The 21,059-nt window shown below is 70.4% G+C and carries 20 protein-coding genes and 2 pseudogenes; 10 read left to right on the forward strand and 12 right to left on the reverse strand.

Going from position 1 to position 21,059, the window contains the following annotated elements:
* Positions 1 to 12: 12 nt before the first annotated feature.
* The 4 genes from ACZ7IF_RS03100 to ACZ7IF_RS03115 all read right to left on the reverse strand — a co-directional run bounded on the left by ACZ7IF_RS03100 (position 13) and on the right by ACZ7IF_RS03115 (position 4,923).
* On the reverse strand, positions 13 to 1,383 hold the full coding sequence (locus ACZ7IF_RS03100) for an FAD-binding oxidoreductase (RefSeq protein ID WP_470962052.1): 1,371 nt from the start codon (positions 1,381 to 1,383) through the stop codon (positions 13 to 15).
* 980 nt (positions 1,384 to 2,363) lie between these two features.
* A complete protein-coding gene (locus ACZ7IF_RS03105; RefSeq protein WP_470962055.1) occupies positions 2,364 to 4,067 on the reverse strand; it encodes a SulP family inorganic anion transporter in 1,704 nt (567 codons plus the stop codon).
* 87 nt (positions 4,068 to 4,154) lie between these two features.
* On the reverse strand, positions 4,155 to 4,625 hold the full coding sequence (locus ACZ7IF_RS03110; protein WP_470962058.1) for a pyridoxamine 5'-phosphate oxidase family protein: 471 nt from the start codon (positions 4,623 to 4,625) through the stop codon (positions 4,155 to 4,157).
* A gap of 58 nt (positions 4,626 to 4,683) precedes the next feature.
* The gene (locus ACZ7IF_RS03115; RefSeq protein WP_470962061.1) at positions 4,684 to 4,923 is read right to left on the reverse strand and encodes an SHOCT domain-containing protein; all 240 of its coding nucleotides are present in this window, start codon (positions 4,921 to 4,923) and stop codon (positions 4,684 to 4,686) included.
* A gap of 223 nt (positions 4,924 to 5,146) precedes the next feature.
* On the opposite strand from ACZ7IF_RS03115, the gene ACZ7IF_RS03120 reads away from it, so the two are divergent.
* From ACZ7IF_RS03120 to ACZ7IF_RS03130, 3 genes are all read left to right on the forward strand, one after another.
* Positions 5,147 to 5,611: a Crp/Fnr family transcriptional regulator gene (locus ACZ7IF_RS03120; protein ID WP_470962064.1), complete on the forward strand. Its 465-nt coding sequence runs from the start codon at positions 5,147 to 5,149 to the stop codon at positions 5,609 to 5,611.
* A gap of 26 nt (positions 5,612 to 5,637) precedes the next feature.
* Positions 5,638 to 6,276, forward strand: coding sequence for a CBS domain-containing protein (locus ACZ7IF_RS03125; protein ID WP_470962067.1), 639 nt, complete (start codon positions 5,638 to 5,640; stop codon positions 6,274 to 6,276).
* A 168-nt stretch (positions 6,277 to 6,444) separates the two neighbouring features.
* On the forward strand, positions 6,445 to 7,143 hold the full coding sequence (locus tag ACZ7IF_RS03130) for a response regulator (protein ID WP_470962070.1): 699 nt from the start codon (positions 6,445 to 6,447) through the stop codon (positions 7,141 to 7,143).
* Between the two features lie 15 nt (positions 7,144 to 7,158).
* Here ACZ7IF_RS03130 and ACZ7IF_RS03135 read toward each other — a convergent pair whose 3' ends face one another.
* From ACZ7IF_RS03135 to ACZ7IF_RS03155, 5 genes and pseudogenes are all read right to left on the reverse strand, one after another.
* Entirely contained in the window at positions 7,159 to 8,889 is a 1,731-nt protein-coding gene (locus tag ACZ7IF_RS03135) for a sensor histidine kinase (protein ID WP_470962073.1), read from the reverse strand.
* 121 nt (positions 8,890 to 9,010) lie between these two features.
* Positions 9,011 to 9,211 (reverse strand): annotated as a pseudogene (locus tag ACZ7IF_RS03140) (DUF1918 domain-containing protein); the annotation flags it as partial.
* A gap of 35 nt (positions 9,212 to 9,246) precedes the next feature.
* Positions 9,247 to 11,823, reverse strand: a complete 2,577-nt coding sequence (locus tag ACZ7IF_RS03145; protein ID WP_470962076.1) for a cation-translocating P-type ATPase — start codon at positions 11,821 to 11,823, stop codon at positions 9,247 to 9,249.
* A 7-nt stretch (positions 11,824 to 11,830) separates the two neighbouring features.
* Positions 11,831 to 12,694, reverse strand: coding sequence for a universal stress protein (locus ACZ7IF_RS03150; protein WP_470962079.1), 864 nt, complete (start codon positions 12,692 to 12,694; stop codon positions 11,831 to 11,833).
* Positions 12,691 to 13,599, reverse strand: coding sequence for a universal stress protein (locus ACZ7IF_RS03155; RefSeq protein ID WP_470962082.1), 909 nt, complete (start codon positions 13,597 to 13,599; stop codon positions 12,691 to 12,693). The genes ACZ7IF_RS03150 and ACZ7IF_RS03155 overlap by 4 nt, the downstream gene beginning before the upstream one ends.
* 249 nt (positions 13,600 to 13,848) lie before the next feature.
* On the opposite strand from ACZ7IF_RS03155, the gene ACZ7IF_RS03160 reads away from it, so the two are divergent.
* From ACZ7IF_RS03160 to ACZ7IF_RS03190, 7 genes and pseudogenes are all read left to right on the forward strand, one after another.
* A complete protein-coding gene (locus ACZ7IF_RS03160; protein ID WP_470962085.1) occupies positions 13,849 to 14,514 on the forward strand; it encodes a CBS domain-containing protein in 666 nt (221 codons plus the stop codon).
* A gap of 33 nt (positions 14,515 to 14,547) precedes the next feature.
* Positions 14,548 to 14,895, forward strand: a pseudogene (locus tag ACZ7IF_RS03165) (universal stress protein); the annotation flags it as partial.
* A 214-nt stretch (positions 14,896 to 15,109) separates the two neighbouring features.
* A complete protein-coding gene (locus ACZ7IF_RS03170; RefSeq protein WP_470962089.1) occupies positions 15,110 to 15,418 on the forward strand; it encodes a universal stress protein in 309 nt (102 codons plus the stop codon).
* A 271-nt stretch (positions 15,419 to 15,689) separates the two neighbouring features.
* Positions 15,690 to 16,322 (forward strand): CBS domain-containing protein, encoded by a 633-nt coding sequence (locus ACZ7IF_RS03175; RefSeq protein ID WP_470962091.1) that lies wholly within the window; start codon positions 15,690 to 15,692, stop codon positions 16,320 to 16,322.
* Between the two features lie 13 nt (positions 16,323 to 16,335).
* Positions 16,336 to 16,932, forward strand: a complete 597-nt coding sequence (locus ACZ7IF_RS03180) for a CBS domain-containing protein (RefSeq protein WP_470962094.1) — start codon at positions 16,336 to 16,338, stop codon at positions 16,930 to 16,932.
* A gap of 111 nt (positions 16,933 to 17,043) precedes the next feature.
* Positions 17,044 to 17,922, forward strand: a complete 879-nt coding sequence (locus tag ACZ7IF_RS03185) for a universal stress protein (RefSeq protein ID WP_470962097.1) — start codon at positions 17,044 to 17,046, stop codon at positions 17,920 to 17,922.
* A gap of 24 nt (positions 17,923 to 17,946) precedes the next feature.
* A complete protein-coding gene (locus ACZ7IF_RS03190) occupies positions 17,947 to 18,939 on the forward strand; it encodes an Acg family FMN-binding oxidoreductase (protein ID WP_470962100.1) in 993 nt (330 codons plus the stop codon).
* 44 nt (positions 18,940 to 18,983) lie between these two features.
* Here the strand turns inward: ACZ7IF_RS03190 and ACZ7IF_RS03195 are convergent, their stop codons facing one another.
* From ACZ7IF_RS03195 to ACZ7IF_RS03205, 3 genes are read right to left on the reverse strand one after another with little or no spacing between them, the layout of a single operon-like run.
* Positions 18,984 to 19,805 (reverse strand): ABC transporter permease subunit, encoded by an 822-nt coding sequence (locus ACZ7IF_RS03195; protein WP_470962103.1) that lies wholly within the window; start codon positions 19,803 to 19,805, stop codon positions 18,984 to 18,986.
* Positions 19,802 to 20,719, reverse strand: a complete 918-nt coding sequence (locus tag ACZ7IF_RS03200) for an ABC transporter ATP-binding protein (RefSeq protein WP_470962106.1) — start codon at positions 20,717 to 20,719, stop codon at positions 19,802 to 19,804. Before ACZ7IF_RS03200 ends, ACZ7IF_RS03195 begins: the two co-directional genes overlap by 4 nt.
* A 37-nt stretch (positions 20,720 to 20,756) precedes the next feature.
* On the reverse strand, positions 20,757 to 21,041 hold the full coding sequence (locus tag ACZ7IF_RS03205) for a dsRBD fold-containing protein (RefSeq protein WP_470962110.1): 285 nt from the start codon (positions 21,039 to 21,041) through the stop codon (positions 20,757 to 20,759).
* Positions 21,042 to 21,059: the final 18 nt, after the last annotated feature.

Genomic DNA, 21,059 nt, shown 5'->3' on the forward strand with positions numbered 1-21,059 from the left:
CCCGGCCGGCGGCTACGGCTTGATGTTCTGGTTCAGGTGGAAGAGGTTGCCCGGGTCGTACGTGCGCTTGACCTCGACCAGGCGGTCGTAGTTGCCCTTGTAGTTGGCGCGGATGCGGTCCTGGTCGTCGTCGGCCATGAAGTTGACGTAGCCGCCCTCTTCCGAGTGCGGGGCGGTGGCCTCGTAGTAGTCGCGGACCCAGGCCGTGTTGGCCTCGTTGTCGGCGGGGTCCGGCCACATGCCCGCGATGACGGTGGCGAAGGAGGCGTCCCGGTAGGCGAAGGCCGTCGCATCGGGGGCGACCCGGTGGCAGGCGCCGTTGATCGGGTAGATGTGCACCGTCGAGTTCACGGCGGGCAGGAGCGGGCCGTGCACCAGGTGCGCCTCGATCGCGGCGTCGCTCAGCTCCGTCACGAAGTTGGCCTTCCAGTAGTGCTGGAGACCGGGCGGCACGAGCGCGTCGAAGGCACTGTTGAGTGCCGGGTACGGCATGACGCCGACGTGCTCCGCGACCACCGGAGCGAAGTCGTGGAAGGGCTGGAGCGCCCGCTCGCCCTCCTCCGGCGGACCCGCCCAGCACGACACGATCAAGACGAAGGGCTCGCCGTGCCGGTCTTCAGGGATGAACGGCAGCGGCGGGGCGATCTGGAAGGCCGGGAACCCGCCGAGTTGCTCGGGGGCGTCGGCGATGAAGTCACGGAAGGCGCGCAGCACAGTGCCGGCGCTGTCCAGTTCGTAGAGGATCGGTCCGCCGTAGATGTCCCTGACGGGCGCGAGCCGGAATTCGAGGGAGGTCACCGCGCCGAAATTTCCGCCTCCGCCGCGCAGCGCCCAGAAGAGGTCCTCGTGCTCTTGCTCGCTCGCCACGACGAGCCGGCCGTCCGCCGTCACCACGTCGGCCGACACCAGGTTGTCGCAGCTCAGGCCGAGTCCGCGGTCGAGGTAGCCGATGCCGCCGCCCAGGGTGAGGCCGCCGACGCCGGTGGTGGAGATGATCCCTCCGGTCGTCGCCAGCCCGAAGGCGTGTGTCGCCGCGTTGAAGTCGCCCCAGGTCGCACCGCCCTCGGCGCGCGCCGTCCGGCGTACTGGGTCGACGCGGACGCCGCGCATCGCGGACAGGTCGGCGACCACGCCGTCGTCGCAGGTGCCGAAGCCGGGCACGCTGTGCCCGCCGCCGCGTACCGCCAGGTCGAGCCCGTTCTTCCGGGCGAAGTCGACGGCCGCCATGACGTCGCCCGCGTTGGCGCAGCGCACGACGGCGGCCGGCCGTCTGTCGATCATGGCGTTGTAGACCTTGCGGGCCTCGTCGTAGGCTTCGTCCTCGGGAGTGACGACCGTGCCGCGCACCCGTTGGCGCAGCTGGTCCACAGAGAGGTTGCCCATGGCCATCGCTCCTCTTGCCCTGGCTCGGAAGGCCTGGTCCCCGTGGCAGCGGCGCGGCGTCGAACGGTGGAACCTCCCGCGAGCCCCGAGGCCGTCTGCCACTGGACAGGGCCTAGATTCACGCTACGCCGATGGGGTGAAGCGTCAACTCGAACCCCTCAAGCGACCTGAGTCGGAGTCGTTGCCGGTGACAATGCCCGGCGGGCGGTGGTCGAGAGGTGGGTTCGGGGTCGCACGCCACTCGCGCGGCGACCGGAAGCGCGCGGCAGCGCCCCGGCGGACGCCTCGTGCAACTGGTCTGGCAACAACCGGCAGGCGACGAGTGGTTCCTCTCGTTCACCCAGGCCCGCTCGTCGGAGGAGCTGTGGAATCTGCTCCGTCGGCGCAGACCGACTCGGCGTCGTACAGCCCACGACTCGATGGACCGGCCGCCGCTCCCCGGGCACTCGCTGCCATGCTCCAGCAGAGGTCACAGGAGGCGTATGGGTCGCGTGGTCGCGCGAGACCGGAGGTGCCTTTCCTCCGCACTGCGACCGCCCGCATTCCGGGCACGGAAGAGGCCGTTCTCCCATGGATGAGAGAACGGTGACATGCGCTGCCGGATGCTGGACGAAGCCCCCACCCTGATGACACCGACTACGTCCGCGAGTTGCTCGCGGCGCAACACCCGGTCCTGCTCCAGCAGAACCATCCGACCTACGAGACCGGGATCTTCGGCCAGAGCGTTCTCATCGGGCCGGTCCACTGCACACTGTCCGCCCGCGGCCGGGAGGCAGCCTGGGGCCCGCCCAGTGCACCAGTTGACCAGCCGACCAGCTCGGCCTTCAGGCCTCCCCACCGGGCTGCCCAGATATGTGCACGCAGCACTGGTCCCCAGATCTGGTCCCCGATTCGGCGTCGGCGACATCGCGCTGAATCCACCCCGCGCACAGACGCCGCAGCCAAGCCCTCGGGGAGGAGACCGCAGTTCCGTTGTCTCGTCATGGACCGGGATCTTGCTCGGCGGCGCGCTGCCAGGCGTGGTAGCCGGCGACGGCTGTCGGTAGGGTCGGGTAGATGCGGTTCGCCCCGACCGCTGCCGTGAGGCCGTAGGCATCGAGGAGTTCGCGAAGCTCCTGCTTGACACGGGCGAACGCGAACACGATGTCCCGCTCGACGAGTTCGGCGCGCAGGGCCTCGACTGCGTCAAGGGCGGTGATGTCGACCTCGACGTTGGCCTCGGTGTTCAGGACGAACCAGTGGACCGGCCCGTCCTGCACATCGACGGCCGCCAGTGCGCGGCGGCGGAAGTCTTCGGCGTTCGCGAAGAACAGCGGAGAGTCGTAGCGGTAGATGAGTAGGCCGGGGACGGTGCGGGCGGTCGGGTAGTCGTCGACGTCGTGCATGCCGGCCAGGCCCGGAACGAACCCCAGGATGGCATCGTGCGGACGAGCAACCCTTGCGAGCAGATCGATGACGGAGAAGGCCACCGCGACCAGGACGCCGTACAGGATGCCCAGGGCGAGGACGCCGAAGGTACAGCCGATGGCCAGGAGCAGTTCGCGTCGGCGGAAGGATGCCAGCCTGCGGAACTCGCCCAGCTCGACCAGGCGTACGGCGGCGTAGACGACGATGGCGCCGAGGGCGGCGGAGGGGGTGTGGGCGAGCAGTGGGCCGAGGAAGAGCAGAACAGCGGACACGCAGGCGGCGCCGACCAGCGAGTACGCCTGGGTATGGGCTTCTGAGGAATCCGCGAGGGCGGTTCGGCTGGCACTGCTGCTGACCGGAAAGCCGTGCAGGACTCCGGCGCCGATGTTCGCCGCGCCGAGGGCGAGCAGCTCGCGGTTGGGGTCCAGGGGGTGCGGGTCGTCGTCCCGGGCGAAGGCGCGTGCGGTCAGGACGACGTCGGTGTAGCCGACCAGCAGAACGCCGATTGCCGGCAGGACCAGGTCGGCGAGGTCAGTCAGCCGGGGCAGGGCGAAACCCGGCAAGCCGGTCGGGACCGCGCCGATGGCGTCGATTCCCTGTTCCTCGTCCAGCGCGAAGACCGCCACCACCGCCGTGGCGAGAACGAGGACGACGAGGGGTCCGGGCAGAGCCCGCCACAGCAGGGGCAGGGTGAACAGCAGGAGCAGGCAGCCCGCGGCCATTACGGTCGTGGGCCAGTGCGGGTCGCCGATGTGGCGGAGGAACGAGAAGATCTGGGGGAAGAACCCCGATCCGCTGCCACTGGTCCCGGTGAGGCGGGGCAACTGGTCCACGATCATGATGAACGCGACACCGGCCAGGTAGCCGACGAGCACGGGCCTGGAGAGAAGGTCGGCCAGGAACCCGAGCCGGACGGCCCATGCGACCAGACAGAGCAGGCCGACGACGAGGGCCAGAGCCGCGGCGAGCGCCGCGTAGCGCGTGGGGTCGCCAGCTGCGAGCGGCCCCACGGCCACAGCGGTCATGAGGGCGGTGGTCGACTCCGGTCCGACGGACAGCAGGCGCGAGGTGCCGCTCAGGGCGTAGAGGAGCATGGCCGGCAGGACGGCCCACAGGCCGACGGCCGGCGGCAGGCCGGCCACACCCGCGTAAGCCATGACCTGCGGCACCAGGTAGGCGGCGACCGTGATCCCGGCCAGGGCGTCGCCCCGTAGCCAGCTCGTCCGGTAGCCACGGAAGGCGGGCGGGATCGCGGTGCGCCGTCCGTGCTTCGGCATGGCACCTCCGGGACTCCACGCGGGCTGTGGTCACATCGTGCCGGGCGGAGGGCTGCAAGGTGGTGAAGCGCGCGAGTGGGCCGATCGCTACGTTCTGCTCTTTCGCAGACGGAAGCCGGTGACGATGTCGGGCCTGATCCGGATCGCGCCCGATGCGGCGCCCTCGACCCAAGGCTGCAGGAGATGCGCGTAGCGGTCGATCTCGTTGGGGGCGGTGACGGCGGTGGCGTAGCCGGTGGCGACCACGCTCCACCCCAGGCGTTCGCCTGGATCGATGACGTCGGCTTCGTACGCGACGACCACGCCCGCATCCCCCTGTGCCGCGAGCAAGGCCGCCAGCGTCGAGCCGTCCTCGACCTGGACGATGATGTCGCCGGCGTCGAGAAGGTGGTTGACCGGACGCACGGCGGGCAGCGCGTGACGGGTGAACACGATCCGGCCCAGTTCGACGGTGTCCAGCAACTGCAGCGCCTCGTCCGCGCCGAGCTCTTCCATCTGACGTCCCGGCATGCTGACGGCAGGCGAGCTGGTGGTCGTAACGGCCGGGTCGCTCTTCATCGTGTGCATCCTTGGTCTAGCGGGCGGGAGGCCGGTGCCCTTGCCCGCTGTTGGCTTCTCAAAGGGGCGTGGGCCCAGGGGCATGGCTTCGCAGCACCGCGAGCCGCCGGCTGTATTCCTCGTCGTCGATCTCGCCTCTGGCGAATCGTTCCGCGAGAAGCCTCTCGGCCCCCTTGTCGGAGGCCGGGTACGGCACGGGTGCTGTGCGCCCGTCCGCACCGTCGCGCCTGAGGGCGCGGACCACGAGGACGGCCGCCGCGACGATCAGGGTCCAGACGATCAACGTGGTGAGGGACATGGCGAACCATCCCCAGGCCCCCATGCCATGGCCATTCCAGTACATCGCGCACCTACCGGGTGGACGGGGTCGACGGCCGCGAGCCGGCCATCTGCTGCCAGGATCTCCGGCTGCACCAACCCGGGGTATGGGCCGGTCGGCCCACAGACGGGTCCACAGGGCCCATGCCCGGGACCGGCGGGAACACCAAGACTGAAGACGGACTCGAAACCGGAGGCCGTTCATGAGCACCCCTTCACCCACCCGCATCTCCGAGGCGCTGCCCGCCGACTGCCGCTCCCGTCTGATGGAGCTGGCCCGAGAGGTCAACTTCGACGAAGGGACCCGTCTCTTCCGCGAAGGCGGCCACGCCGACCGGTTCTGGATCGTCCGGTCCGGCACCGTGACCTTGGACGTCCATGTGCCCGGGCGGCGCGCCGCCGTCATCGAGAGCCTCGGTGCTGGCCAGCTGGTCGGCTGCTCTTGGCTCTTCAAGCCCTGCTCCTGGCGTCTGGGCGCCGAAGCGATGACGCCCGTCCGCGCGTACGAGTTCGACGTGGAGCGCGTACGGACGCTGATGGACGCCGACGCGGCTTTCGGCTCTGCCCTGGGCCGCTGGGTCGGGCAGGTCCTCGCCAACCGGCTGCAGGCCGCCCGCGTGCGCCTTCTCGACCTGTACGCGCCCTACGGCAGCGGCAGCTTCCTCTGATCGTCCGCACGGCGAAGGAGCCGGTCATGCCCGCATCCCGCTACACCGTCAGTGACGTCATGACGCACACGGCTGTCGCCATCGGCCGGGAAGCGTCCTACAAGGAGATCGTCGAGCTGATGCACGAGTGGAAAGTCAGCGCGGTTCCCGTCCTGGAAGGCGAGGGCCGGGTCGTCGGTGTCGTCTCCGAGGCGGACCTGCTGCCGAAGGAGGAGTTCCGGCGGACGGACCCCTCTCTGCCCGGTCGACTGGAGGAGGCGTCGAAGGCCGCCGGGGTGCTGGCCGAGCAGCTCATGTCGAGCCCGGCGATCACCGTGCACCCCGATTCGCCCGTCGCCGAAGCCGCCCGGATCATGGCGCGCAAGCACGTCAAGCGCCTGCCCGTGGTGAACGCGCTCGGCATGCTGGAGGGTGTGGTCAGCCGCAGCGACCTCCTGAAGGTGTTCCTGCGGCCCGACGAGGAGCTCGAGGAGGAGATCCGCCAGAGCGTGCTCACCGGGCTGACACCCGGCGTGAACCTGGACTTCGCCGTACAGGACGGCGTCGTCACCCTGCGCGGCCCGCTGCGGGACCGGTCCCTGGTCCCCCTGCTCGCGCGGGCGATCCGGGCGGTCGAGGGTGTCGTGGACGTCCGGATGGAGCTGAACGGCGCCGTCGCTGCCTAGACCGTCTCTTCCGGATCTTGCTCCCCCGGCCACCGCCGGGAGGCGCCCCCACCCCGGCAAGATCCGGAAGAGACGACCTGGTGCCTTCGCACACCCACGGGGTGGGTCGTGCACCTTACTGAGACAATTCGGATGGAAAGCATCATGAGGGCCGAACCAGGGGCGATCATGTCTGATGATCCGAAGGCATCCGCCGAGGCGCCGATCAAGGTGTTCCTCCTCGACGACCACGAAGTGGTCCGGCGCGGGCTGCGAGACCTCCTGGACGCCGAGCCGGACATCACCGTCGTGGGCGAGGCGGGCACGGCCGGGCAGGCGCTGGCCCGCGGGCCGGCGCTGCGCCCGGACGTGGCCGTGCTCGACGTACGGCTGCCCGACAGCGACGGCATCACCGTCTGCCGCGAGTTGCGCTCGCGCATGCCCGGCCTCGCCTGTCTGATGCTGACGTCCTTCGATGACGAGGACGCGCTGCTGGACGCGATCATGGCGGGTGCCGCCGGTTACGTGCTGAAGCAGATCAAGGGTTCCGACCTGGTTTCCGCCGTGCGGACGGTGGCCACAGGGCAGTCCATGCTGGACCCGGCCACCACCGCCCGTCTGATGCACTCCCTGCGGGACCCCGAGACCGCCAAGGAACCGGAGGACGCCCGGCTGGCGGCTCTGTCAGAACGCGAGCGGGCAGTGCTGGAGCTCATCGGCGAGGGACTCACCAACCGGCAGATCGCGAAGCGGCTCTACCTGTCCGAGAAGACGGTCAAGAACCACATCTCACGGCTGTTGGGAAAGCTCGGCGTGGAGCGGCGGGTCCAGGCTGCCGTGATCGCCGCCCAGGTGCACGAGCACGACGCCGGGACTGCGAAGCGGTAGGAACGCCGGCGGCCGTCACTGCTGGGGCGGGACCAGGGGCACCTGCCACTCCAGGCGAGTGCCCGGCTCACCGTCGCCCCGCGCTGCGACGTCCATCCGGCCGCTCAGCCTTTCGGCACGCTCCGCCAGGTTCCGCAGTCCGCTGCGCCGGCCGCCCCCGGGCAGGCCGACGCCGTTGTCCGTCACGGTGAGGGTCAGGTTCCCGTCGGCCGCAACGATCGAGACCTCGACGCGAGTGGCCTCGGCATGGCGGGCGACGTTGGTGAGAGCTTCCCCCACCACGGCGAGGACCTCGTCGGCGACGGCCGACGGTACGTCGGTGTCGATCAGACCCTCCATTCTGAGGGCCGGCGCGAAGCCGAGGGCCGCAGCCGCCTCGTCCAGGGCCTGGACAGCGCGGGAGCGCAGCTTGGACGCCTCCCCGGGGGCTTCGTGCTCGCGGAGTCCGAAGATGGTCGAACGGATGATCTTGATGGTGGCGTCCAGGTCGTCCACGGCGCGTGCGAGGCGTTCGGACGCCTGGGGGTGGTCGACGAAGCGCTGGGCGCTCTGGAGGGTCATGCCGGTGGCGAAGAGGCGCTGGATGGCCAGGTCGTGCAGGTCGCGGGCGATGCGGTCGTGGTCCTCCAGCAGGCTGATCTGCTCCGTGTCGCGGCGCCGGTCGGCAAGCTCCAACGCGAGGGCGGCCTGGCCCGCGAACCCCGGAAGCGGGGCGACCTCCGTGGTGGCGAACACGGGGCGACCGTGCCGCCGGGCGAGCATCAGGACGCCGCTGAGTCTTTCCTTGGTGCCAACGGTGACGGCCACGGCCGGGCCGAAGCCCGTCCACCGCTCGGGTTGCACGGTGACGCGGTCGTCGGTCGCCACGTCGGGAACCGTGATGAGGCCGTTGCGGGCCAGTGCGACCTCGGCGAGGGTGCCCTGGGTGCTGGGCAGGACGATCCCGCGGTGCGCCTCGGCCCCCTCCCCGAGTGCGAGGGAGCCTCGGAGTTCACCGGCGGAGCCGAGCAGGTAGAAGACGACCATGTCGGCACTGGTGATGTCCTTGGCCCGTTCCAGCATGCCTTCGAGGACCTCGTCCTCGGGCGCTCCGGAGAGCAGGGCGCTGGTGATGTCGGAGCTGGCCTCCAGCCAGCGCTCGCGAAGCCGGACCTCCTCGAAGAGCCGGGCGTTCTCGATGGCGATGCCGGCCGCGACGGCGAGGGTGGAAAGGACCGATTCGTCCTCGGCGTCGAATTCGGCTCCGCCTCGCTTCTCGGTCAGGTAGAGGTTGCCGAAGACGTCCTCGCGGACCCGGATCGGGACACCGAGGAAGGAGTGCATCGGCGGGTGGTGGTCCGGGAACCCGTACGAGGCGGGGTGCTCGGCCAGCTCCGACAGTCGCAGGGGTTCGGGGTGGCGGATCAGCTCGCCGAGGATGCCGTGCCCGGAGGGCAGGTCTCCGATCTGCGCGCGGAGGTCGTCGCTGATGCCGACGGGAAGGAACTCGGCCAGTTTCTTGTCGTTCCCGATGACTCCGAGGGCCCCGTATTCGGCATCCACGAGTACCACGGCGGCCTCGACGATGCCGCGCAGCACCTGCGGCAGATCGAGTTCCCGGCCCACGGACATGACGGCTTCGAGCAGACCGTTCAGCCGGTCCCGCGTGCCTCTGACCTCGTCGATCCGTACTTGCAGCTCGTCCAGCAGTTCGTCGAGCCGCAGTCGAGGAACACCGCTGCCGGTGGGCTGTTCCCCTGTGCTCATGCCCGCCTCCGGCCGGAAGTGATGGCGAGAAGGCCACCACTTCCACGGTATCCCCGGCCTGAGGGCCCGGCCTTCCCACTCAGTGGGAGGCCATTGCGCCGTTCGGCCTCTCCTCGTGCCGCGGCGTGCCGTCGTCGTGCAGGTGCCGGACGTGGGCGTCCGGGCCGGGGAAGAACACGGTGGTACGACCGGTGTCGGACCAGCGCACGTCGTACGGCGGGGTTCCGTCGTCATGGTGCAGGGCGATGACTTCGCCGTCACGGCCGGGCTTTCCGATGGTGGGGCCACCGACGACGATCTGGTCGCCCACCTTGGCGTGGATCCCATGGCCGTCGGCAGGTGAATGGGCGTTCATGGTCATGCCTTTCCGTGGAATGCGCTGCGCAGGAGCCGGGCCGTGACGAATGCTGCGAGGGCTGCCGCCGTGGCGAGCCCCGCGCCGGCCCAGCCGACCGGCTGGGTGTCCAGCAGCGACTGCAGAGCGGGAACGTGCAGGGCAGCCATCGCCAGGAGGGCGGAGGCCGCCACGGAGGCCGGGAGGAAGAGGTTCTGGCGGGTGAACAACCGAGCCCTCAACCCCAGAGCCACGCCCAGTTGGGCACCGAGCAGAGACAGGAAGAGCACGCTCTGCCAGGGCAGGCCCATGCCACGCGCGCCTATGCCGGCGATCAGGCTGAACGCTGTCACGGCCACGGCCAGGATGAGGAGGCGTTGCCACACTCCTGCGGCCAGAATGTGCTGTCCCGGCGGCCGGGGCGGGCGCCGCATCGCCTCAGGTGCGGCCGGCTCGGCGCCCATGGCCACGCCGGTCAGGCCGTGGGTGAGGAGGTTGATCCACAGGATCTGCCCCGCCCGCAGCGGCAGGGCTAGGCCGAGCAGGGGACCTGCCAGCATGACGAGGATCTCGGCGGTTCCGCCGGCCATGGCGTAGACGAGGAAGCGTCGGATGTTGTCGTAGACGCGTCGGCCTTCTTCGACGGCCGTGACCACGGTGGAGAGCTCGTCGTCCGTGAGGACGAGGTCTGCGGCTTGGCGGGCCACCTCCGTGCCGCGGGCGCCCATGGCGACGCCGATGTCGGCCTGGCGTAGGGCCGGGCCGTCATTGACACCGTCCCCGGTCATGGCGGTCACGGCGCCGCGAGCCCGCCAGGCGTGGACGATGTCCAGCTTCTGCTGTGGATCGGTCCGGGCGAAGACCCGGACCGCGGTCAGGTCTGTGTCCGGTGCTGCGGCCAGTTCGGGGCCGGTGACCACCGCATCGGCCGGACCGTCCTCTACGAGGCCGATGCGTACGGCGATGGCGTGGGCTGTCGCGGGGTGGTCGCCGGTGATCATGACCGGGGTGATGCCGGCAGCGCGGCAGGCTGCCACGGTGGCCGCAGCCGCCGCTTTCGGCGGATCGCTGATGGCGATCAGGCCGAGAAGGCCCAGTCCGCGTTCCGCCTCGGCGGCGGGCGGATTCCACTGGAGCCGTTCGGTGCCTGCCACCGCCAGGACCCTGAATCCGTGCGAGGCCAGCTCGGCTGCCCGTCGGCGGGCCTGGTCCAGGACCTCGGGCGGCTCGGCGAGCACCGTGGGGGCCAGGACGGCCTCGGGCGCCCCCTTGAGGCAGACCAGGACGTTGCCGTCGGGCAGATGGTGGAGGGTGGTCATCCGTTTGCGCAGGCTGTCGAACGGTGCCTCTCCGATCCGGGGACAGGCCCTTTGCAGCTCGGCCGGGTCGGGACAGCCTGCCTTGGCAGCGGCTGCCAGCAGTGCGGCCTCCATGGGATCGCCCACGGCCGTCCACATGTCGGATCCGCTCTGGGGCGGTTTCAGGCTCGCGTCGTTGCACAGTGCCGCCGTGGTGAGCAGCTCCTGTAGCGGGCGGAGCTGCTCGGGCGTCAAGGAGCGTCCAGAACGGGTCAGGGCTCCGTGGGGCTCGTATCCGCTGCCGGAGACGTCGGCGGCTCCGGACGGCGCCCACACGTGCTGGACGACCATGCGGCCCTCGGTGAGGGTGCCGGTCTTGTCCGTGGCCAGCACGCTCACCGAGCCGAGTGTCTCGACCGCCGGAAGGCGCCGGATCAGCGCGCCGCGGGCCGCCATGCGGCGGGCCCCGAGGGCGAGGGCGAGGGTGACCACGGCGGGCAGGGATTCGGGCACCGCGGCGACGGCCAGGCTGATTGCGGTAACCGCCATCGTGCTCACGCCGAGGCCGCGGACGAGACCCAGCGCGAAGAAGAGCACGCACAGGGCGAGGGTGACGGCGGCCAGAACGCGGCCGAGGGAAGCGAGGCGGCGCTGGAGTGGGGTCGGCTCGTGTTCCCCGCCGAGGAGCGCCGCGATCCGGCCGAGGGCACTGGAGGATCCGGTGGCCGTGGCGGTCGCGGTACCCCGACCGCGCACCACGACGGTGCCGGCGCTGACCGTGTCACCGGCAGTTTTCGCGACGGGTTCCGATTCGCCGGTGAGCATGGACTCGCCCATTAGGAGAGCCGACGCCTCGGTGAGATCGGCATCCGCGGCGACGATGTCCCCCTCGCCCAGCAGCAGGCTGTCACCGGGCACCACCAGCGCTGCCGGCACCTCGTGTGCGGCACCGTCGCGCCGTACACGGGCGTGCGGGGCTGAGAGAGCGGAGAGGGCGGCGACCGCCCGGTCCGCCCGGACCTCTTGGGCGACTCCCACGGTCGTGTTGAATACGACCACCAGCCCGATGACGATGGCGTCCGGGTGGTCGCCGATCGCGATGGTCAGGAGTGCGGCGCCGAGCAGCACCATGATCAGCGGGTCACGCAGCTGTGCCAGTACCCGACGGTGGAGGGGCGTGGGCCGCGGAGGTGCCACCTCGTTGCGACCGTAGCGGGCCAGCCGACGCTCGGCCTCGGCCTGCGTCAGTCCCGCCGGGACCGAGGAGCCGACGGAGGGAGTGTCGATCGCGCGGCTGGTCATCGCGGGCTCAGCCGGTGGGGACGGTGATCACCGGGCAGTGCGCGCGGTGCAGGAGGCCGTGGACGACGGATCCGATCCGCATGCCGGTGTAGCCGCCGCGGCCGCGGCGGCCCACGACGACGGCCAGGGCGTGCTCGGCGGCCCGTGCCAATTCCTCGACCGGGTGGCCGGTGAGCACCTCGTGCGTCACGTGCACGTCCGGGTACTTCTCCGACAGTCCGGCGGTGGCCTCGGAGAGCAAGGTGCGCTGTGCCCGCAGTGCCACCTCCTCGTCGTCCAGCATGACCAGCGGCCTCTGCCACACACAGACGACCCGCAGCGCTGCCCCCCGGAGGTCGGCTTCGTCGAAGGCGAAGGCCAGCGCGGCAGTGGCGGAGGCGCTGCCGTCGATACCCGCGACGACGTAGGGCGGCTGCTGGCTGATGTGCTCGGCGTCGCCCACGACGACGACCGGGCAATGGGCCTGGGCGGTGATGGGGACTACGAGTGAGCCGGCACTGAAGAACTCCGCGGTGCGGCTCAGGTGCCGGGAGCCGAGGACGATCATGCGGGCTTCTCTCGCTGCGCCGCCCAGGACGGGGACGGGGAAGCCGCCGAGCAGATCGCCGGTGACGCTCACTTCAGGGTGGCGGTCACGCACCCAGTTGCACGCCTGTTCGAGCTTGTCGGATCCGGCCTGCCTCAGGGCCGTCTGGCCGGGGGTGTCATCGACGTGATGGGTGTCGTGCTGGGGCGGTACCGCGAGCACCAGGCGCAGCGGGTGCCTGCGCCGTTGTGCTTCGTCGGCGGCCCAGGCCAGGGCGAGGTGCCAGTTTCGGTCCGGGTCGATGCCCACGACTATGTCGTGGCTTCCTGTCTGGTGGCTGGTCATGACTGGCTCCCGAAGTCGCTGCCGGTACGGGGGATGAGGAGTACGGGGCATTTGGCGTGGTGCAGCAGGCTGTGCGTGGCCTTGCCCAGGTTGGGGGCGAGTCCGAGGGGCCCTGGGACCCGGCGCCCGCCCATGACGAGCAGGTCGGCGTGCCGGGACGCCTCGACCAGGACACCGGCCACGGAGATGCTCTTCTCCGCATCGGCCTGAACGTCCAGGTCGGGGAACTCGTCGCGGACCACGTCCGTGACGGCCCTAAGGGTCTCTGCGTGGCCGCTGGCGATCTCGTCGATGCCGTCGAGCATGCTGACCACCTCACCGACGGACTGGAGCACGTTCCACACGTGAAGCAGCCGCAGGGAGGCCTTGTGCAGTTCGGCTTCCCGGGCCGCGTACCGGGCGATCAAGAGGTCGTGCTCATCGCGGATCGCTGCGAGGACCGTGCCGGTCTCCTCGGCCCCGTCGATGCGACGGACGACGATGACGGGGGTCATGGCGATGGCCGCGGTTTCCAGCCCGACCGAGCCGAGCATGAGGGAATTGAACCCGCCCAGGCCGCGGTTGCCCACGACGACCGTGCCGTGGAGCCCGCCGGCCCGGTGCAGGCTGTCGACGGCGCCCGCGCGGCTGAACTCAGTGGTCACGTTCAGCCCCGGGTACTCGGCCGACACCGCCTTCACGGTGTCGTCCAGGAGCTCCCGACCATTGATGCGGACCCGTTCGATGGTCTCCGCCGACAGGTACAAGGCTCTCCCGTCGGTGTCGGCGCCGTAGACGATGTGCAGGGGACGGCCTCGGCGGACGGCTTCCTTGGCCGCCCACAGAGCAGCGACGCGCGCCGATTCCGAGCCGTCCACGCCGACCGTGACCGAGCTGGTGTCCGGGGTGCGGAATGTGCTTTCCACGATTCCTCCCAACCGAGAAGCCGATGAGGGACACCCCTCACGCTGGCACCGTTGACGCTCTGGGAAGAGGGCCGCCCGGGGCCGCAGGCGGGACCAAAGGTCCCCATCATCACGCCCGGCACCCCGGACCCCGAACGGTCCCTGGACGGGACCGTTCGGCCCTCGCTCACCAGCGGTCGGCGACGGATGGTGGGGGCACACCCACACCGGACACCAGCCTCGCGTGACACGGCAGAGCAGGAGGCCCTCATGAAGCATCTCAAGGTGGCGGACCTGATGACCGACGAGGTCGTCTCCGTGGCCCCGGGTACGGCCTTCAAGGACGTCGCGAAGCTCCTCGCCCAGTACGACGTCTCCGGAGTCCCCGTCCTGGACGACGAGGACCGCGTGGTGGGCGTCGTCTCGCAGACGGACCTGCTGGCACACACGGTGTCTGGCTCCCATCCCGCCGAGCAGAAGAGCACGGCAGCTGGGCCGCCGTCCGCGGGGGAGGTCATGTCCGCGCCCGCGATCACCGTCCATGCCGAAGAGACAGCGGCTGACGCCGCGCGGCTGATGACCCGCCGGAGTATCGAACGCCTCCCCGTCGTGGACGTGGAGGACCGGCTCGTCGGCATCGTCACCCGCCGGGACCTGCTGCGCATGTTCCTGCGGCCGGACTCCGAGATACGCCGACGTGTCACCGACGACGTCCTCACGGACGTGCTCGGTGTGCCCGCCGGTGACGTCGACGTCCACGTGGTGGACGGCATCGTCACCCTGGACGGCCAGGTCGAGCGCCGCAGTCAGCTCCCCGCACTTCTCAGCCTCGTCGAACGGCTCGACGGGGTCGTCGCGGTGGCATCTCGTGTCACCGCCCGCACCGACGACACGGCAACCCCCGCGGACCATGCCAGGCACGCAATGCCCTGGTGATGAGCGCCGGACCGCACGAAGGGAACGGGAGCAATGAAGAACCACGTGAGCGTCGGAGTCGACGGCTCCGGCGAGAGCCGGGCAGCAGCACGCTGGGCCGCGCAGGAAGCCGCCCTGAGGCAGGTGCCGCTACGTCTCGTGCACGCCGTCGACTGGCCCCTGGACCCGGTGTTCCCCGGTGTGGGCCGCCAGGACGTAGATCGCTGGGCGGATCAGGCCCTGACCGAAGCCGCTCAGGAACTGCACGGGCGCCACCCGCAGCTGGAGATCACGACACGCTGCCTGACAGCACGGCCGGCCGCCGCCCTCGCGGCCGAGGCCGCCGACGCCGGGCTGCTGGTTCTGGGATCGCGCGGCCTGGGCGGCCTGGTCGGATTCATCGTCGGCTCGGTGGCGATGTCCACCGTGGCCGCGACCGACACCCCGATCGTCCTCGTCCGCGTCGCCGACGACCCGGACGGCCCGGGCACCGGATTCGCAGCCGAGGTCGTCGTGGGCGTCGACATCCACGAAGCGTGCGACCGGGTACTCGCCTTCGCCTTCGAAGAGGCGGCCCGGCGCGACTGCCCCGTTGCGGGCCGTCCACAGCTGGAAGATGCCGGCCGCCTACAGCTACGTCCCGTTCTTCGACCCGGACAACGAACGGGACATCGGCAGGAGCGTCACACACATGGTGGAGGACACGCTGTTGCCCTGGCAGCACAAGTTCCCCAGCGTGAACGTCAGCCACGACGTCTTCATGGGATCGGCGGGCGAGCATCTCGTCCGGGCCTCGCAGGGCGCGGGACTCGTCGTCGTGGGACGCCATGTGCGCCGCTCTCCCCTCGGCCCCCACCTGGGCTCGGCCGCCCACGCCGTCCTGCACCACGCAGCAGCCCCCGTGGCCGTCATCGCCCACGAGTGAAGGACCGGGAACCGGTGAACGGCGGTGCGAGGCAGACAGCAAGGGCGGAAAGAGTCCGCCCGCTTCTCGCGGATCCCGATTGTGCGGTGCACGGCGCTCGGCCGCTTCTCCGCATCCTCGCAAGGACCCTTTCCGCACTTCCATGGAACCACCCCTGGGCGGGGCCCACCAGGGCCGGCCGGACCGCCTCGGGCCCCGGACGGCCCTACCCACAGGAAGGCCGCCCTGCACACCATCGCGAGTACCGGCAGTCCCATCGAGGAGGAAGACCATGAAGCACCTGCGCAACGTCGAGGACGTCATGACGCACGCCGTGATCTCCGTCGACCGGGGAACCGCGTTCAAGGACATCGTGGAAGAGCTGCGGATGTGGAACGTCAGCGCCCTCCCGGTCCTGGACCACCACGGACAGGTGGTAGGCGTCGTCTCCGAAGCCGACCTGCTGCTCAAGCCCCAGGGCACCGAAACGGCTCACGACACCACGGCCGAGCAGCTGATGACCCGCCCGGCCGTGACCGTCACGAAGGACGCCACCATCCCCACCGCGGCGCGTCTGATGGCCCGCCGACACCTCAAGCGCCTTCCCGTGGTCGACGGCGACGGGCGCCTCGTCGGCGTCGTCAGCCGCGGCGACCTGCTCAAGGTCTTCCTGCGCCCGGACGAGGACATCGGCGCCGAGATCCGCGAACTGATCATGTACCAGCTGCTCCCGCAGATTCCCTCCGAAGCACACGTCCACGCGCACGGCCCCGCCGAGGTGCACGTCCACGTCGCCAACGGCATCGCCTACCTCACCGGTTCGCTGCCGGACCCCGCGATGGAAGACATCGTCGTACGCGCCGCCGGCACCGTACCGGGGGTCGTCGACGTCAAGTCGGATTTCACCGCCACCGTCTCCGCATGAGGGCACGACCGCCATGAGGCATCGCAGTGTCGTTGACCTGATGACGCCCAGCGTCGTCACTGTCCGGCGCGCGACCGCGTTCAAAGAGATCGCCCGGCTCCTGAAGGAGTTCGACATCACCGCCATGCCGGTGATCGACGAATCCGGGCACCCAGTCGGTGTCGTCTCCGAAGCCGACCTTCTCCGGCGGCGGCCCGCCGGTGGTGCGGCAACAGCCGAGGAGCTGATGACGAGCCCGGCCGTCACGGCACGGCCCGAGTGGAGCGTGGTGCGCGCGGCCCACGTCATGCAGCGGCACCGGGTCAAGCGGCTGCCGGTGGTCGATGCAGAAGGCCGCCTGGTCGGCATCCTCAGTCGCAGCGATCTGATCCAGCTCTTCCTCCGCCGCGATCACGCGATACAGGAAGAGATCCTCGAGGACGTTCTCACCCGGACACTCCACCTCGCTCCTTCGGCCATCACCGTCGAAGTCGACGACGGCTTGGTGACGCTCAGTGGCACCGTGCCGCAGCCGGGACTGTTGCCCGTGGTGGTCCGCCTCTGCCAGAGCGTCGACGGGGTCGTCGACGTCGACAACAGACTCGCCTGCGCTGAGGCCGAACAGAGCTGAGCGGGCGAGGAGGGCCGAACGGCCCCCGGTTGGACCGCTCGGACCTTCCCAGGGGCACGGCAAGCGGAAGAGCCTGAAAGAAGCCGACCATTCGCCCCTTGGAGGAACATCATGTCGAACCTGATCACGGTAGGTCTGGACGGATCGAGCGCCGGCAGCGCCGCAGCCGACTGGGCCGCCAACGAGGCCGAACTGCGGGGCGCGGCTTTGGAACTCGTCCACGCGGAGGACTGGGCACAGTACGGGCCCTTCGCCGCGCCGCCCCCCGAACCGCGTCCGCAGTGGGCCGAGGACCTCCTTTCGCTCACGCGGGACCGGCTGCTGCGCGAACACCCCACGCTCGGCATCAGCACCCGCGGCACGAAAGGGCTCGCGGCCTCCAAGGTCCTCGCCTCCGCCGCAGCCGAGGCGGACCTGCTCGTCCTCGGCTCACGAGGGCTCGGCACCGTCGCCGGGTTCATCGTGGGCTCGACCGGCTCGGCGACGATCCCCGAGACCGAGACACCCGTCGTCCTCGTGCGCTCGATCGACGGCGAAGAGCATCCGCCCCGCCACGCGGACGATGCCGGACCGGTGGTGCTCGGTGTGGACCTGCGCAGCAACTGCGACCGGCTCCTCGCCTTCGCCTGCGAGGAAGCGGACCGGCGGTCCTGCCCACTCGTCGTCGTACACGGCTGGTCGCTCCCACCGGTCTTCTCCTACGCTCCCGCCCTCGATCCCGGTGTCGAGAAGGAGATGGCCGACGGACTCAAGGCCACGCTCCGCGGGCTCCTGAGCCCCTGGGAGCAGAAGTACCCGCAACTCGCCGTCGACGCACGCATCGTCATCGGCCAGCCCGCCATCCAGATCCTGGACGCCGCATCCGGCGCGGCACTCGTCGTGGTCGGCCGGCGCATCCGCCGTCCGGCACTCGGTGCCCGCATCGGTCCCATCACCCACGCGGTGATGCACCACGCCACCTCACCGGTCGCCGTCGTGGCGCACGACTGAGGCCGCACAGACAGGACCAGTCCCGTGACCGCAACACACCTCGACCCCGACACCGTCATCCAGCTCGTCGGCGACGCCGTCACCGCCCCGTCCATGCACAACGCCCAGCCGTGGAAGTTCGTATTCCATGTCGGCACGGGTGCACTTTCCCTGTACGGCGATCCGGAACGCGCCATGACCCGAACCGACCCGGTTCACCGCAGCCTCCACCTCGGTTGCGCTGCGGCCCTGTTCAACCTGCGCGTGTCCGCAGCCTGGATCGGTCTCCCCGTCCGCGTGCAGCTCTTGCCCGACGACGCTGAACTGTGGCTGCTCGCCACGGTGACCATCGACGAAACCGCAGGGGCGGACCGCGAGCTGGCCTCCCTGCACGACGCCGTCCGGCGCCGGCACACCAGCCGGTACCCCTTCAGCGAGGAGCCGGTGCCGACCGCGCTCCTGGACGGTCTGTGGGCCGCGGCCCACCTGGAAGGCTGCCGCCTCACCGTCCCGGACACCTGGCACATCGACACCGTGCTCGGGCTGGTACGGGACGCTGAACACCGCGAGGAGATCGATCCGCTCGCCCGGGCGGAAACCACGGCCTGGACCTCCCACACGCAGGACGCTTCGGGCACGCGTAGTGACGGCATTCCCGCCGCCGCATTCGGGCCGAAGGGTTCCGGCGGCCGCACCCCCGTACGCGACTTCGGTTGGGCCAACCCCATACCGGATCGCGGCTGGGCCGTGTTCGAGAAGAGACCGCAGCTGGCTCTGCTGAGCACCTCAGAGGACACGAGAGCCGACTGGCTGCGCGCCGGCCAGGCAATGGAGCGGGTCCTCCTGCAGGCCACCGCCGACGGCCTCGCCACGTCGATGACGTCCCATCCCCTGGAATGGCCGGAGTTGCGCTGGACGGTCCGCGACCCGGTCGCGGCCATGGGACACGTGCAGATGGTCTTCCGCCTCGGCTACGGCCCCGCTGGCCCCGACACACCCCGCCGCCCGTTGACCGAGGTCCTGGAAATCCGAGAGTAGAAACCGTTGTTGAGAGACGTGTAGCCGCTCAATGGCTACTCCGCTCACGGCGCGAGGTCTCGGCGTTGGAGCAGTAGATGCGCCAGCAGGATGCCCACCACTCCCGCTCCGACAAGGATCCCGAGCTGGGGCCAGAGCACGCCGCCTTTGGCCAAGGCGTCGCCCGGGGCGTAGTAGTGGAACGGGCTCAGGAACCTCAGCGGGGCTGCCGGGGCCCATGCCAGAGCGATGAAGTTGACGGCGAATCCCACGGCTCCGATCGCGATGGTCGCGCCGACCACCTGGGCCCGCCGTCGTCCCGCCGCCGATACGGCCATCGCCGGCCCGATCAGGCACAGGGCGAAGCCGAGGCCCATGACCCCGGCGGCGAACACTCCGCCGATCGGCACCGCCCGGTGGATGTCCGGCGACAGAGCCACCCCCACCGCGACCGTGAGGGTCGCTGCCAGGTTCAGGGCCACGGCCGCGAGTACGAGTGCGGCCGTTCGCTCGGCCAGCAGCCGGGTCCGGCTGACGGGACGCACCATGACGAGTTCCACGGTCCCGGATTCCACGTCCGCGGCCACCGCGGCCGCGGCAAGCGAACCGATCGCGGTGAGCTGCATGGCGATCCAGAACGGGTGGGTGAGCCCGGCACCCAGCAGCCCGGGGTAGCTGGCGATCGACACGTCGCCGCTGGACCCGCTGAAGGCCCGGTAGGCCGAGGGCGGTCCCTTCCCGCCCGCCGAGAAAAGCTGACCGGGCGGGACCGCGTTGGCGACCACGACGATGAGCGCCTCGAAGACGACCATCCCGACGAGCAGGGCGCCCAGCATCCGGCGCCGCCGGTACAGGGCGAGCCACAGCAGCGGCCACTGCCGTCTCACGGCTCCTCCCGCACAGCGCCATTGCGATACAGGTCCATGAATGCCTCGTCCAGCCCGGCTTCCTCCACCGTGACGTCGGCCACCGCCAGTCCGAGCAGTGTGCGCAGCGCGCCCACTACCTCGCTCGGCGGTACGAGCATCTCCACTCGGTCCCCTTGCCAGCGCGGGGCCCAACGCTCTGCCTCGCCCAGTGGCCGTGCTCCCTGCCCGTCCGCGAAGGACAGCCTGATGCGTCGGGCACGGGCCTCGCGAAGGCCGGCCACGCTCTGGACCGTGACCAGTCGTCCGTCCCGGATGATCGCCACCCGCCCGCACGTGCGCTGCACCTCCGGCAGGATGTGGCTGGAAAGCAGGACGGTACGTCCGGCGGCGGCCACCTCGCCCAGCAACGCGAAGAACGTCTCCTGGACCAACGGGTCCAGCCCCTCGGTCGGTTCGTCCAGCACCACCAGATGCGGATCATGCTGCATCGCCTGCACCAGCCCGAGCTTCTGCTTCATGCCCCGCGAGTAACCCCCGACGGGACGGGCGAGGACCGCGGACGTCAGCCCCAGCCGATCGCACAGCTCGCCGCGGCGAGGCACAGGTGCTCCCTGGAGCGAGGACAGCAGATCGAGCGTCTCCGCTCCGGAGAGTTCCGGGTACAGGCGCAATTCACCCGGCAGGTACCCCAGCTGCGGGGCCACCCGGCGGTGATCAGCGATCGGGTCCAGCCCGAGCACCCGAACACGTCCCTCACTCGGCCGGAGCAATCCGGTGAGGCACCGCAGCGTGGTCGTCTTGCCCGCGCCGTTCGGCCCGAGGAAGCCGAACACCTCACCCGATCTCACCATGAGGCTCAGCCGGTCGACGCCCACCACCGGCCCGTACCGCTTGGTCAGCCCGGTCAGCTCGATCGCCGGCCCGTCACCCATGGGTCCAGTCTGAGCCCGCTGCCGCACAGCCGCCCGCTCACCCAAGGTCGTAGGCCGTGAGGGGAGCGCTCTGCGGTGCGGCCCCCGCCGCTGCCATGTCTCCGTAGGCGGTGCGCTTGAGCTGTTCCGCCAGGTTCTCCAGTGCCCGGGCGGCCGCGAGTTCGCCACCGATCTCGGGCACGTCCTTGTCCGTCGGGTTGCAGCGCGCCGTGCCGTGGCCCGTGAGGCGGGTGGTTCCGGTGTCGAGTTCGACGCGGACCTTGGTCGTGTGCTCTTCCTCGAAGAGGTAGAGGTGGGTCTTCCATTCGCTCGTGTGCGACATGGTGTGCCTCCGGTCGGA

Source organism: Streptomyces sp. NPDC037421 (assembly GCF_055602105.1).

Coding starts and splice junctions, on each gene's coding strand:
- ACZ7IF_RS03100 (WP_470962052.1), bottom strand. CDS start 1,383: ATGGGCAACCTCTCTGTGGACCAGCTGCGCCAACGGGTGCGCGGCACG.
- ACZ7IF_RS03105 (WP_470962055.1), bottom strand. CDS start 4,067: ATGCCGAAGCACGGACGGCGCACCGCGATCCCGCCCGCCTTCCGTGGC.
- ACZ7IF_RS03110 (WP_470962058.1), bottom strand. CDS start 4,625: ATGAAGAGCGACCCGGCCGTTACGACCACCAGCTCGCCTGCCGTCAGC.
- ACZ7IF_RS03115 (WP_470962061.1), bottom strand. CDS start 4,923: ATGTCCCTCACCACGTTGATCGTCTGGACCCTGATCGTCGCGGCGGCC.
- ACZ7IF_RS03120 (WP_470962064.1), top strand. CDS start 5,147: ATGAGCACCCCTTCACCCACCCGCATCTCCGAGGCGCTGCCCGCCGAC.
- ACZ7IF_RS03125 (WP_470962067.1), top strand. CDS start 5,638: ATGCCCGCATCCCGCTACACCGTCAGTGACGTCATGACGCACACGGCT.
- ACZ7IF_RS03130 (WP_470962070.1), top strand. CDS start 6,445: ATGTCTGATGATCCGAAGGCATCCGCCGAGGCGCCGATCAAGGTGTTC.
- ACZ7IF_RS03135 (WP_470962073.1), bottom strand. CDS start 8,889: ATGAGCACAGGGGAACAGCCCACCGGCAGCGGTGTTCCTCGACTGCGG.
- ACZ7IF_RS03145 (WP_470962076.1), bottom strand. CDS start 11,823: ATGACCAGCCGCGCGATCGACACTCCCTCCGTCGGCTCCTCGGTCCCG.
- ACZ7IF_RS03150 (WP_470962079.1), bottom strand. CDS start 12,694: ATGACCAGCCACCAGACAGGAAGCCACGACATAGTCGTGGGCATCGAC.
- ACZ7IF_RS03160 (WP_470962085.1), top strand. CDS start 13,849: ATGAAGCATCTCAAGGTGGCGGACCTGATGACCGACGAGGTCGTCTCC.
- ACZ7IF_RS03170 (WP_470962089.1), top strand. CDS start 15,110: ATGCCGGCCGCCTACAGCTACGTCCCGTTCTTCGACCCGGACAACGAA.
- ACZ7IF_RS03175 (WP_470962091.1), top strand. CDS start 15,690: ATGAAGCACCTGCGCAACGTCGAGGACGTCATGACGCACGCCGTGATC.
- ACZ7IF_RS03180 (WP_470962094.1), top strand. CDS start 16,336: ATGAGGCATCGCAGTGTCGTTGACCTGATGACGCCCAGCGTCGTCACT.
- ACZ7IF_RS03185 (WP_470962097.1), top strand. CDS start 17,044: ATGTCGAACCTGATCACGGTAGGTCTGGACGGATCGAGCGCCGGCAGC.
- ACZ7IF_RS03200 (WP_470962106.1), bottom strand. CDS start 20,719: ATGGGTGACGGGCCGGCGATCGAGCTGACCGGGCTGACCAAGCGGTAC.
- ACZ7IF_RS03205 (WP_470962110.1), bottom strand. CDS start 21,041: ATGTCGCACACGAGCGAATGGAAGACCCACCTCTACCTCTTCGAGGAA.